The sequence below is a fragment of the Nocardia sp. NPDC050697 genome (assembly GCF_040654395.1).
In the GTDB taxonomy this organism is placed as follows: domain Bacteria; phylum Actinomycetota; class Actinomycetes; order Mycobacteriales; family Mycobacteriaceae; genus Nocardia.
The window spans coordinates 65,957-78,147 of the sequence record NZ_JBFAHY010000010.1 but is presented as its reverse complement, the minus strand read 5'-3'; the positions used below and the strand labels follow the sequence as shown (position 1 = coordinate 78,147).

The 12,191-nt window shown below is 56.3% G+C and carries 16 protein-coding genes; 15 read left to right on the top strand and 1 reads right to left on the bottom strand.

Annotated elements, in window-relative coordinates:
• Window positions 1–275: 275 nt before the first annotated feature.
• Both AB0H71_RS28995 and AB0H71_RS28990 read left to right on the top strand, forming a co-directional pair.
• Entirely contained in the window at window positions 276–1,157 is an 882-nt protein-coding gene (locus AB0H71_RS28995) for a helix-turn-helix transcriptional regulator (protein WP_357027115.1), read from the top strand.
• Window positions 1,154–1,360: a DUF397 domain-containing protein gene (locus tag AB0H71_RS28990; RefSeq protein ID WP_357027113.1), complete on the top strand. Its 207-nt coding sequence runs from the start codon at window positions 1,154–1,156 to the stop codon at window positions 1,358–1,360. The genes AB0H71_RS28995 and AB0H71_RS28990 overlap by 4 nt, the downstream gene beginning before the upstream one ends.
• Window positions 1,361–1,546: 186 nt before the next feature.
• On the opposite strand, the gene AB0H71_RS28985 is transcribed toward AB0H71_RS28990, so the two are convergent.
• The gene (locus AB0H71_RS28985; RefSeq protein ID WP_357027111.1) at window positions 1,547–1,753 is read right to left on the bottom strand and encodes a hypothetical protein; all 207 of its coding nucleotides are present in this window, start codon (window positions 1,751–1,753) and stop codon (window positions 1,547–1,549) included.
• Between the two features lie 949 nt (window positions 1,754–2,702).
• Here AB0H71_RS28985 and AB0H71_RS28980 point away from each other — a divergent pair.
• The 13 genes from AB0H71_RS28980 to AB0H71_RS28920 all read left to right on the top strand — a co-directional run bounded on the left by AB0H71_RS28980 (window position 2,703) and on the right by AB0H71_RS28920 (window position 12,176).
• Window positions 2,703–2,918 (top strand): hypothetical protein, encoded by a 216-nt coding sequence (locus AB0H71_RS28980; protein WP_357027109.1) that lies wholly within the window; start codon window positions 2,703–2,705, stop codon window positions 2,916–2,918.
• Window positions 2,915–3,310, top strand: a complete 396-nt coding sequence (locus tag AB0H71_RS28975) for a hypothetical protein (protein WP_357027107.1) — start codon at window positions 2,915–2,917, stop codon at window positions 3,308–3,310. Before AB0H71_RS28980 ends, AB0H71_RS28975 begins: the two co-directional genes overlap by 4 nt.
• Window positions 3,307–3,492, top strand: coding sequence for a hypothetical protein (locus AB0H71_RS28970; protein WP_357027105.1), 186 nt, complete (start codon window positions 3,307–3,309; stop codon window positions 3,490–3,492). Before AB0H71_RS28975 ends, AB0H71_RS28970 begins: the two co-directional genes overlap by 4 nt.
• Window positions 3,489–3,698, top strand: a complete 210-nt coding sequence (locus AB0H71_RS28965; RefSeq protein WP_357027104.1) for a hypothetical protein — start codon at window positions 3,489–3,491, stop codon at window positions 3,696–3,698. Before AB0H71_RS28970 ends, AB0H71_RS28965 begins: the two co-directional genes overlap by 4 nt.
• Window positions 3,695–4,105, top strand: a complete 411-nt coding sequence (locus AB0H71_RS28960; RefSeq protein ID WP_357027102.1) for a hypothetical protein — start codon at window positions 3,695–3,697, stop codon at window positions 4,103–4,105. The genes AB0H71_RS28965 and AB0H71_RS28960 overlap by 4 nt, the downstream gene beginning before the upstream one ends.
• 82 nt (window positions 4,106–4,187) lie before the next feature.
• Window positions 4,188–4,409, top strand: a complete 222-nt coding sequence (locus AB0H71_RS28955; protein ID WP_357027100.1) for a hypothetical protein — start codon at window positions 4,188–4,190, stop codon at window positions 4,407–4,409.
• A gap of 256 nt (window positions 4,410–4,665) precedes the next feature.
• The gene (locus tag AB0H71_RS28950; protein WP_357027098.1) at window positions 4,666–4,851 is read left to right on the top strand and encodes a helix-turn-helix transcriptional regulator; all 186 of its coding nucleotides are present in this window, start codon (window positions 4,666–4,668) and stop codon (window positions 4,849–4,851) included.
• Between the two features lie 842 nt (window positions 4,852–5,693).
• Window positions 5,694–6,542, top strand: a complete 849-nt coding sequence (locus AB0H71_RS28945; RefSeq protein WP_357027096.1) for a hypothetical protein — start codon at window positions 5,694–5,696, stop codon at window positions 6,540–6,542.
• A 56-nt stretch (window positions 6,543–6,598) separates the two neighbouring features.
• Window positions 6,599–7,240, top strand: coding sequence for a hypothetical protein (locus AB0H71_RS28940; protein WP_357027095.1), 642 nt, complete (start codon window positions 6,599–6,601; stop codon window positions 7,238–7,240).
• A gap of 843 nt (window positions 7,241–8,083) precedes the next feature.
• The gene (locus AB0H71_RS28935; protein ID WP_357027093.1) at window positions 8,084–8,605 is read left to right on the top strand and encodes a terminase small subunit; all 522 of its coding nucleotides are present in this window, start codon (window positions 8,084–8,086) and stop codon (window positions 8,603–8,605) included.
• 92 nt (window positions 8,606–8,697) lie between these two features.
• Window positions 8,698–10,011, top strand: coding sequence for a PBSX family phage terminase large subunit (locus tag AB0H71_RS28930; RefSeq protein WP_357027091.1), 1,314 nt, complete (start codon window positions 8,698–8,700; stop codon window positions 10,009–10,011).
• Window positions 10,012–10,027: 16 nt separating this feature from the next.
• Window positions 10,028–11,422, top strand: coding sequence for a DUF935 family protein (locus AB0H71_RS28925; protein ID WP_357027089.1), 1,395 nt, complete (start codon window positions 10,028–10,030; stop codon window positions 11,420–11,422).
• Complete coding sequence (locus AB0H71_RS28920) at window positions 11,388–12,176, top strand: phage minor head protein (RefSeq protein ID WP_357027087.1); 789 nt, start codon at window positions 11,388–11,390, stop codon at window positions 12,174–12,176. Before AB0H71_RS28925 ends, AB0H71_RS28920 begins: the two co-directional genes overlap by 35 nt.
• Window positions 12,177–12,191: the final 15 nt, after the last annotated feature.

The window sequence follows — 12,191 nt, the reverse complement described above, 5'->3', positions numbered from 1 at the left end:
CCTCTGCGTCGTTTGCGGGAGGTCAGCCGATCCCTGCGAAGGGGAAGCGGTATCCAAGGAATCGGCCGACCCAGGGGCTAGTAGACAGGTTGGACGTCCCGCGAGACACTACTAATGGACCATCCACGGATATTCGTCCATCGTTCCTGCAAACCATCCACGGTTAGGGTAAGAATGGCTGCCAGCGACAAAGGTGTCTAACCCTGTATTACCAGGTAGAGGCATCCGGAAAACCCCGAATATGCCATCCAGAAAACAGAGAGAATCCCACCCACATGCCGAGACCAAAGAAGCCGCCGACCACGATTCCGCGCCGCCAGCTCGGCCGCTATCTACGCGACCTTCGCCAGGAAGCGGGGCTATCCATCCAGAACGCCTCCCGGCTGATCGAGCGCGGTGCGGGCACGTTGCAGCGCCTGGAGAAGGGCGAGGCCGGGCGGATTCGTCAGCTGGACATCCAAGCGCTATGCCAGGTCTACGACGCGCAGGACAAGCTTCCGGGGCTTCTGGAGCTCGCGAAGGTGGCCGCGTCGGACGACGGCGACGGACTGTGGTGGTACGAGTACGGCGATACGATCCGAGCGGACTTCGAGTTGTACGTCAGCCTGGAGTCTTCGGCCGCCAAGCTGACGGTCTACCGACCGGACATCATCAGTGGACTGTTCCAAACCCCGGCGTACGCAAGGGCTTTGGACGCTACCTACTACCCGGACGATTCCGAGGATGAGCTGTCGCAGCGGGTAGGCATCCGGCTCAACCGGCAGCGGATCATCACCAGGAAGCGTGGACCGGTGCAAGTTGACCTGCTCCTGGAGGAGAACGTGCTCCGGCGGGTGGTGGGCAACCCGGCCGTCATGGCGGCGCAGCTCTACCACCTGGCCGACCTTCCGGTGAACGTCACGATCAGCCTGCTGCCCTTCACGGCGGGATACCCACTCGGTGTGGCGACCGGTCCGTTCACCGTGCTGGAGTTCGACCCATCGACGGGGGAGCGGTCGACGGTGTACGTCGAGGGGTACCGGGGAAACATGTACTACGACCTCCCCGACGCGATCACCCAGTACTCGGACTCCTTCAACCGGCTGAAGGCGGTAGCGTTGGGGACAGCAGACAGCAAGCAAGCGCTGCGGCGCATAGCAAGGGAGTACGAGCAATGATGGCAGACCTGTCCGGCGCCGAGTGGTTCAAGAGCAGCCACAGCGGCGGTGGCAACGACTGTGTTGAGGTCGCGCACCTGGACGGTGGCCTGGTCGGTGTACGCGACTCCAAGAACGCCGCCGGACCGGCCCTAATCTTCACGCCGGGCGAGTGGGATGCGTTCCTCGCTGGCGCGCAGGGAGGCGAGTTCGACCGGCCTTAGAATGGTCATACTTAGAAAGAGGGTCGCTCATTTTTGCTGAGCGACCCTCTTTCGGTATGCAGACTGCTTACAAGCTCTTGAACAGTACCTATTGCGCTTCCCGCCCTTATAGGGGAAATAGTTGACGCATGCGGCGCACAGTAGAAACAGCTGAGGAAGTGTCGATTTAGAAGAGAGTCCCACGGCCTACTTGGCTTCCCGAGATAACTGAGCGGCGCGATGGACAACCTTGAATTTCATATAGTTCTCATCAGTGGGAGATTCGCTACAAATCTGAGCTGCCCGCTCGGCCATTCTATCTAGTTCATCATATGAAATGTACTTGGCGAGCACCTTTGCCTCGTTTTCAAGTATCTTCGCCGCTTCGATCTCGTTCACTGCTTCGTATGCCATTTGAATGTTCCCCGTTTATCTTTATGTTGCTATTATGCGCTACATTAGTAACTAATACAATACTCTTTTTTGTAAAGCTGCTAAAATCTGTGGATAACTCATACCTTTGCCGCTTGGGTTAGTGGGAGGAGAGTTCGACCTGCCTTGATCTGACCTACCAACGAACCCCCGGCCAAGACTGGTCGGGGGTTCGCTTGAGGCCGGACTCTACACACGGCTGCGGCATGGGCAAAGTTCTCCACAAGCCGACCTCTGGCCAGAGATAAAAGCGTGAGCGATATGCCCAAAAAGGCATTGCATTTTGATTAGAAGCTTGCTAATAATAGGAGCATAACCAATAGGGTTAGATATTAACAATTCAGGTCATCGAACCGCTCATGATAGCAAGTGGCGGAATAGGTAGACGCTAGCTGAAGTTAACAGCGATGAGCGTGCGTTCCGAGAGGGCGCACGGGGCACTCTCCCACGGTCCTGAATGGCTCGCGGTTGCAGGGTCGACTATTCGAGTACCAAAGTGATAGCCACAACTAAACCGGGGACACTGGCTGGCGCCCCATCTCGACAAATCCCTGCCTTGCTATCAGCAGTGGTTCGATGACCCACAAGAGCCGTAGCGCTCGGGGGAATACCAACATGAGTAAACAGTCATCAACCACATCAGTCGCACGTAGGGCGAGCGTACAAGCCAAGGAAGCTGAAGCTAAGCGGGGTGTCCTTGCTCGGCTAAGGGGCTGGACTGGCCGGCACCGCTCCGTGATCCTCGGGCTCATGTTGGTACTGCTGTGCGGTTACGTCGGCGGCGTCGTCCACGGCTGGTTTATCCATGTGGACGCTATGGCTCAGGCGAAGGCCAACACGATAAGCGTCGAGGTAGTGAACAAATTTAACAAGTAAGTGCTGTCGGTCGCGGGGTGTGCGAGACTCCGCGACCGCTGCGAGGAGAGAGACAGTGAGTAAAGACTACGACCCAACTAAAGATTCATACGAGATCGCTCGACGCGCCAAGGTGATCGTGCGCGCGTTCAACCCGGAGGCCCCAACGGTGAGCCTGCAAACGGTAATAAGAGTCTCTGTGTCCGTCGGCGATGGTAGTCCTGATGCGCCACAGGGGCGCAAGGACTTCTATTACACCGAGGATGGTGAGCTGATCGGGGAGCGGTCATGATGGAAGATAAAGAACTATTCGATCTGTGTAAGCAGGTGTATGAGAAGACTGGGTGGGAAACCGAACGTTTTTACTGGAGCGATACGCGCAACCCAGAGAAGTATATACCAGCCCTTCGAGAGTTGAGAGTAATCGACTATAAACCGCTATGGCTGCATGGTAAGGATAACGATGACAACCACGTTGTGCCCCTCTACACATCAGACTACATTCAACCCAAACTGCCACCCTACTACTTCGTGGTTAAGGGCTTATCCGGGAATCGCTGGTATCCGGCCAAGATGGATCTTGAGGGCCCGCCGCTTCTCTACCCAGAGCTAGGTTCAGATACTCCACTGAAAGCATTCCTGAAGTTGACGCTGACGCTCCATGAGGAAGGAGAACTCGAATGAGCGTTCTCTTCAATGTCGATAAGGCCAACCACTGGCTCCTAACGCTCGTTGCCTCACCGCTCCTGGCGGTAGCGCTGGTGCTGCTGCTCGCCTTCGTGCTCGTCGGGTCGGTGGCGGTCATGATCGGTCGGCGACCGATCTTTGATGCGCTGTATTGGTCGGTGAAGAGGGTTAGCTTATGAGCGAACACCTCGACCAACCCGCGCTCATTACCCGCGCCGAGATCCTTGAGGTACAGGACACCGAGCAGCTGCTAGACCTGCGCCGCCACATGGCCGCGGTGGCGCTCAATGCTCTCGACACTTACTACGCAATCACAGACGTGCTTGTCGCTGAGGGGGTGGAGGGGAAGAGCCGACGGAAGCGGGTCACGGAGTTGGAGACGTGAGTGTGACGGATACATCTATGCAAACCGATCCTTGTGTCATGGGATCAGACGGCAACTGTCAGCACGTAAAGATGGCACGCGTGGCAACTGCCTTCTCTATTGACGGCAAGGAGCATGAATCATATCGAACTGTAGCGCAGGTGCCTAGCAATGGCGAACATTACGTAGCCGCCACGAAGGTATTGAATTCAATAGATACATCTATACAACAGGACAAAGAGCTATGCACCTGGTGTCGTCGAGTAATGGTTGACAATACCTACTGTGACCGATGCGGCAAAGCATGTCATGAGGGCTGCACCAACGGCTACCCATTCGAGACTATGGACGGCCTTGATTACGAAATCATCTGTAAACGTTGTGACTATGAATATGAGAAAAAGAAGTTGGAGGAGCTTCCATCATGACTCCCACCCGCACCTACAACGACACCCTAGGCGGTGACTGGCTGCCTGACACTAACGGTAATGACTTTTTGGAGGAGGGAGTATGACAGCTAAATTTAGAGAGCTAAGAATCCGTTTCAAAATGATTGTAAACATCATCCGCGGTAGACCTGTCGTGTACAGGGTGGCAATCAGCGCAGAGAGAGGTATTCATGGCATTGGTGGCAGGTCGCTCTGGAACGCCATTATTAACGAAGTAGAGATCGATTTGAAAGGCATGATGGTTGGTATTTCTATTGAGGAACGTCCGAAGGGGGATTTATGACAGCTATAGAGGAAGAGGAGCTACGGGAGAAGCTTCAAAAACTTAGTGGGTCAGGGGCACATGCTTGCTACTGTCCTCGCTCAACTGATGGCGGTTGTACCTGTGCCCTGAAAGATGAGTATATCGAGGAGGTTATTGCCGCCCTCACCCAACAGCACGAGCGGGCGATAGCAGAAGCCGAAAGCTTCAGCTATGAACTGGGCTATAGAGCGGCAGTCACTGAACTGAGTCAGCAACAATCTAATGGAGGGGAAGTATGAGCAAACTATCCGAGATACTTGGCCTCTATATGCGGGTGAATCAGGTCAGCTTCCGTGGTATGGCGAAAGAAATTGGTATACCTGTCACGACACTCAACCGAATCGTGACAGGTGTTTCTGAGCCCTCAGCGCACAACCTAGTGAAGATTCTTGATTGGTTGTTAAAGGAGGAGCCATCATGACCAACCTTACATCCCCCACCAACATGTTAAGTAAAAGGAGATTTAGAGATGAAATGGCTCAGACGCAGAATTGAAGCTTACGTGGTTATCACAGAGATAGACCAAGAATATAATATACAGGGAAAGGTTAGGGCGTGGAGTCGACTCGGCTATAGGTTGCATGGCGGCATGAATGTGGCGATAGCAACCGTTCGCCCGAAAGATCGTGAGCCATACGACGGCATCGTATATTCACAAGCAATGGTTCAGTACAGGTGGGTTTGGGATGAATAACACAGAGCCAGTACCAACCATCCGGAAAAACCGGACTGTTCAAGACAGTGTATCTGACGCTGAGCCAGTACCAATCCAGTTCATCAATCGGGCACCCGAAGACGAGGAGTGGACGGCATACATTGAAAACCTCAACAAATGGACACCGGCAGATAAGCAGCTACGCCACATCCTCCAGTACGCCCGCAGCGGTCGGCACTATCCGGCAGATATGCACATCGACCTTATCGAACAATACTGTCGGCGTATATGCGCTAGTGAGCGACTGGACGAGTTGCGTCGAGTGACGATTGATGGCCGTAATCCACCACTAAATAGCCAGTACCTAAGAACGCGGCTTCGCGAGCTACAAACCCAATTAGAAGGAGAAACCCATGAGCCTAGTGATCCAGGGTCGTAGGCCGAGTCCCCCTGAACCCATAGGAGATGAAGCAACAATCATCTGCTATAACTGCGGTCACCGCTGGAACGTGGAGATGGACTACAACCTCGCTTCCTACGGCACGGTCGACTGTCCGGAGTGCAAAGCAACTAATGAAATCGGAGATTAGGAACCCCAAAGGTAGGTGATGGAGAGACGTAAACGATCCGCAGAGCGTCGTGACGACGTCGTAGAGCAGATAGATTGGATTATGTGGGCCGAAGAGGCTCTGAAGATGCCGGGCGGCATGAACGGCACGTACAGCCGCTTCAGGACGCTCAGCTACATGAACCAGCTCCGCCTTGCCATGCAGGGCGTTTTCGAGCCGGTCAACACGTACAAGGGCTGGGCAGAGCTTGATACGCCGCGTCAGGTGATGAAGGGCGCCAAGGCGCGAGCCATCCTCCGGCCGATCATGGTGAAGAACCGCCTGGTCGAGCAGGAAGACGACGACGATCGCCTACTGCGCTTCAAGCTGGTTCGCTGCATGTTCCCCGTCTCCGAGACCGAGGGACCGGAGCTGCCACCGTGGACGCCGCCGGAGTGGAGTCCGGAGCAGGCGCTGGGAGCGCTCGGAGTGCGCGAGATTCCCTTTGAAGGCTTCAATGCGAACCGTCAGGGATACAGCGTCGGCAAGGAGCTGGCGATCAACCCGGTAGCCCGCTACCCGGCGAAGACCTTGATGCACGAACTCATGCACATCCAGCTTGGTCACACGGCCGACGACTTCGAGGACTACAGGGAGCACCGCGGCACGTGCGAGGGGCAGGCCGAGCTTGGCGCGTACCTGCTGATGAACGAGTTGAACGCCCTCGACAAGATGGACCCGGCCGAGAGCCGGGGGTACATCCAGACGTGGCTCGGCGACGGCGAGCTGAAGGACGACGCCATCCGGGACGTGTTCAAGGCGGTTGATTCGATCCTGAAGGCTGGGTGGGTCCGAGAGGATGAGCCCGCCGAGGTTGAAGCGCAGCGAAAGATACGTACCGGTAGTTAGGTTTACGAGGCTTTCAAATTGGGCGCGGGGATAGCTGCTCGATTACGATGCGCGCCATGATGGGATGGATCGATGCCCACCCGTGGGTGGTGGGCACGCTTACGTTGGTGGCCATTGCCATCGCTCTGGTCGGCTTACGCCAGGCTAAGAAGAATCAGAAGACGAAGACGCTCGACTACACTGTAGAAAGCGACGTCAACTTCGTCTCTAGTCACGCACCGGATCTTCAGGGCATCGAGATTCACTTCCAGCATCGTCAGCTCCAAAGGCCACGATTTGTCACTATCAAATTCGTTAATACGGGTAACACCGAGATTGAAGCATCCGACTTCGCAGACCCGATTCGGGTAAAGCATGGGGACGAGTACAAGGTGCTAGAATGCGAGGTTGTATCCGAACCTGCCCCAGGAACGCTCAAGCAAGTCGTGGATGTTGCTGCGGGATCGAAATATAGTCAGATAACCCCGAAGTTTCTCAATGCGGGCGAATCCTTCACCATCCGCCACCTTTACGATGGTCAAGAGAAACTTGAGGTTGAGTGCCGATTCAAAGGGCAGACGAGACCTGTGCGACGCCTGGCTAACAAGATAGATTTCGGTGGGCGTGATCCGCGATCGGCAGCAATCGGAGACGCTGCCCGCTTGCTTCTGAGCGTAGTATTGCTGCTGCTGCTCGCGCTTCAGTTGTTCGGCACATAAACGTCGTGGTAGCAACTTCTTCTGTCGGGCTGGCTCTTAACGTTTTGGCGATGTAGGGGGCGGGGGATAGTGGATTGGCTCAGTCAGAACACCTGGATTTTCGGGGTGATAGTTGGCCTAGCGTCACTGGTCGTTAGCACATCTATCGCGTTGTATACATTTCGAAAGAATCAGGTTACTAAAATCATCGATATCAGCTACCTGACGGACATTGACCTTTTGGCAACGGACACTTCGACGCTCAATGACTTGTCCGTACAGTTTCGTGGTGAAAAATTGGAACAGCCGCGACTGATCTCGGTCGGGTTCATCAACGCTGGAACTGAGGCTCTCGATTCGGATGACTTCAAATCGCCCATTTTCCTGCACTTCGAGATTGGGACTAATGCTAGAATCATTGACTCTAGTCTCGTTGGCGAGAAGTCGGGAATTGTTTCGCGTGTGGAGCGAGGCGGCAGTCCGCCGGGTCTCAGAATATGGATTCGCCTTATAAACCCAGGTGAGAAGTTTACTGTCCAGTTGTTGTGTGACGGAGTTGGAGAGCTATGGTATGGCTGCCGCTTCAAAGGACAGACTCGGCCCCCTCGGATAGTTCGCAGACAGGGGTGAGATCCGTATTCGCCCGTTTCGGAGCAAACACCTTGTGCTGCCGCGCGTACTCGCTCAACGTCAGCTCCCGAGCCGCGGGCGTCGTAGGACTCGGCGTCTGATCAATGTCGATCCGTCGGTCAAGTAGCGGTTCCTGCTGCGCGGTGATGCCCATATACCCGACATTATGCGCCAGGCGTCGCAGCTCTACAATACTCTTTTCTTTTTCGTAGAGGTGTGCATAAATAGTGGCATATGGCAGATGGCACTAACAAAGAAGAGAAGGATAAGGGCGGGCGGCCTCTGAAGTTCGAGTCTGTTGCCGATCTGAAGTCTCGGATCAATGCCTACTTCAACCGGTGCGATCCTCACACGGAGATGCGCCGCATCATCGACGGTCATGATCGCGAAGGCAACGCTCTGTACAAGGATGCTGAGGTGCTAACCGAAGCTGTCCCTTACACGATCACCGGCCTGGCTCGAGCACTCGGTACCAGTCGCGAAACCCTGCTCGACTACGAGAGCGGCAAGTACGACGAGAAGGCTAGTGACTTCGATGCGTCGGGAGAAAAGTTTTCTGACGCTATAAAGGATGCGAAGCTCCGCGTGCAGGAGAAGGTTGAGGAGATGTCTCTGCTTGGCGCTGGCTCAGGCACTATCTTCTGGCTCAAGAACAACGCTGGTTGGAAAGATAAGCAAGAGCTGGATCATACCTCCGGTGGGCAGCCTTTCGCTCCTGTCGTGAGGATCATCGATGAGCGGCAGAAGACCGAATGATTATCTCATCCATGAGATAACGTCTGCGGTTCTTGCGATCGGGGGATGTCAAAATCCCGGCCTGGTACAAATCGGTGCCGGAGCCCAACGTCATGGCTGATATAAAGCCCCCCGAGATCCTGATACCGAGTGAGTACGCTCGGCTGCTCGACCGGGATTGGCGCGAGGCAATCGTTGAGGGTGGTCGCTACTCGCTGAAGTCCCACACCATCGGCCGCATCTGCCTGATCCGAGCCCTCACCGAGAAGACCCGCATCCTCTGTGGGCGCGAGTTCCAAAACTCCATCTCCGAATCCGTCCACCAGCTGCTCGCCGACCTCATCGAGTACTACGGCCTGGACATGTTCGTGGTCACCAGGGACAGCATCTCCAACCCGCAGAACGGCTCGGACTTCATCTTCAAGGGCGTCCGGCACAACACGCAGTCGATCAAATCCATTGAGGGCGTTGACATCTTCTGGGGCGAGGAGAGCCAGACCTTCACCCGCGAGTCCATCGACATCATCACGCCGACCATCCGCAAGCCCGGCTCGCAGATCATCTGGACGATGAACCGGCTGCTGGAGCTGGACCCGATCTACGAGCGCCTGGTGGTCAACCAGATGCCAAACACCCTGCACATCAACGCGAACTACGACGTGGCCGAGAAATACGGCTGGCTGCCTGCGGAGATCAAGACGGAGATCGAGTTCGACCGGATCAACAACCCGGCCGTCTATACCCACAAGTGGCTCGGACAGCCGCTCTCGCAGCTCGACAACGCCATCCTGGGGCGCGAGGGCATCATGGCTGCCATGCAGCGCCAGGTGGACGACGAGGGCGCGGAGGAGATCGGAGCTGACATTGCTCGCTTCGGCGACGACCGGATCGTCTTTTACAAGCGCAAGGGGCTGCGCGTGCTTGAGAAGCGCGTCTACTCGAAGCTGCGCACCACGGAGGTCTGCGACCGCCTGGAGGAGTTCGCCGGCTACGACAAGAACGTCCTGATCAAGGTCGACGACACCGGCGTGGGCGGGGGAGTGACGGACGAGATGATCGCCCGCGGCTACCGGGTCATGCCGATCAACTTCGGCGCCAAGGCCAACGACCCAGACAAGTACCCGAACGTGATCAGCGAGGCTTGGTTCTACCTGGCGACGATACTGCCGCAGATCCAGCTCAGCCCGGAGAACCGGATTGATACCGACCTTCTGATGGAGCTCTCCGGCCGCCTCTGGAAGATGGATTCAAAGGGTCGCCGCGGCGTCGAGAGCAAGGACGACTACAAAAAGCGGGGCAACCGATCGCCCGACCTTGCCGATGCGCTGATCCTCTGCTTCTTCAACCTCGACCTTCAGTCGGTGGTGTACGAGACAGATGAGAGCGACGAAGATCTGAATGACGGATTGCTAGACGAAGTGTTTTAACTTATATTGAAGATAAATGGCTAAGAAGGTCGATCTCACTAAAAGGCGCGGCGCAACTGGAACCACCATCTCTAGTGGTGTGATTATCGGCGAAGATTACAACCCGAAATTGCGAGACAATCAGGCTATACGAGTGTGGGACGAGATGTCGAACGATGCCACCGTTAACGCCGCTCTCGACGTGATTAAAGAGCCCCTGAAAGGAGCCGATTACGAAATTGATCCCGCCTCGGAGGATAAGCGCGATGAGGAGATTGCGGAGTTCGCGCGGGAGTGCTTATTCGAGATCGTAGGCTGGGACCAATTTATGGACGAAGCGCTCACCTACCTTGAGTACGGGCATGACGTTCACGAGATGATCTTCGAGCCACGCGATGTGCTCGGCGTCCGTCGCGTCGCGCTGGTGGGCCTGGAGTATCGGAAGCAAACCACCATCACCCGATGGGCGATGAATGACATGGTGACTCCAGGCATCAGCCAGACCACCGGCGACGGCAAGTCATACGAGATACCGGCCGAGAAGCTGGTCCGCTTTACGTACCGGCAGCGCGGTGACAACTACGTCGGCAAGTCGCTGCTCCGTCCCGCGTATAAGCACTGGTTCATGAAGGATCTGCTCTACCGGTACGACATGCTAGCCAATCAGAAGCAGGCGGTCGGCGTCCTCGATGTGACTGTACCTAAGAACGCAACGGAGAAAGATCGAGCGGCTATCAGGAAGGCGGCTCGCAACGTGCGTGCCGATCCCGAGTCCTACATTGAGCACCCCGAAGAGTACGTCCTTCAATTCCTCGATATGAAGGCCAACACGCACCGCAGCGTTGAGCCGTCCATCAACCATCATGACCGTCAGATCATGAAGAACGTCCTAGCACAGTTCCTGGAAATCGGAGCCGCTGGCAGCTCCGGAACTCGCAATGTCGGCCAGGATCAGGGGCGCATCCTGGAGAAGAAGATCAAGAATATCGCAAAGTCGATCGTATACGTGATCCAGAACTCGGTCATCAAGACCCTTGTCGATCTGAACTTCACCAATGTGAAGAATTATCCAAAGCTCCGAGTGTCAAACATCAGCGACGAAGACATCACGATCCTCAGCGATGCGGTGTCCAAGTTTGTGACCGCAGGGGTTATCCACCCCCGCGGCGAGGATGAGAAGACCACTCGCAAGATGATCGGCTGGCCTGAGCTGTCGCAGGAGGAGCTTGACGAGATCGACTACACGAAAGGCATTGCGCCAGAGGATGACCCGTCCTCCGGCGACGGCGCGGCGAGCAGCAAGGCCGACCCAACGGCGGTCGCCGTAGCCGATGTGAAGGCAGGCGCCGCGCTGAAGGCCGCACGCGAGCTGAAGTCGGCACTCAACGAGAAACTGTATGGCACAACTGGACTCAAGGACCAAGCTGCGTAGTGCCCACAGGGCCCTCACCGAAGGCATCCGGGCGAGCGAGGACTGGCACGATGAGTACCGCCGGGATAAGGAGACCTTCAAGCGGCTGCTCCGGCTGGAGGCTCGGCTAGAGCTTGACGTCGCCGACTACCTGAGAGACTTCTCCCTCCGGGCGCCGGCCTACGTTGACTGGACCCACTACGGAGCGCTCGTCGCTGCCGGGAGCCCGCTGTTCAACAAGGACGCCGCGGCCTGGGCCGATGAGCGGCTCGACTTCGAGCGAGCCGTGATCGACGCCATCACCTCGCTGATCGCCCTCGGAGGCAACGCGGCCGAGCTCAAGTACGGCATCAATCTCGGGTTCACACCCCTGTCGCAATCGGTTCTGGAAGCCGCTCGGACGCAAGTCGCCCGGCTGGTAGCGGGCGTCACCGAAACGTCACGTGACATGATCCGCACCGCCATTGGGCAGTCGATCGACCTGGGGGAGTCGTCGGACCTGGCGATCACTCGGGTGCAGGCAGTGATCAACAATCCCGTACGAGCCGAGATGATCGCGCAGACCGAGAGCGTGAATGCGTACCAGCAGGGAATCTACAACTTCGCCACGGAGACTCAAGCGAAGACGAAGACCTGGGACACCATCTCTGGTGCCTGTGCCGTGTGCGCGCCGCTCCACGGCCAGACGGTGGATAGAGACGACACCTTCAGCAACGGAATCAAGTTTCCCTCAGCGCATCCGCGATGCAGGTGCAGCGTGATCTATAACTATTGACTTTTACCGAGGGCT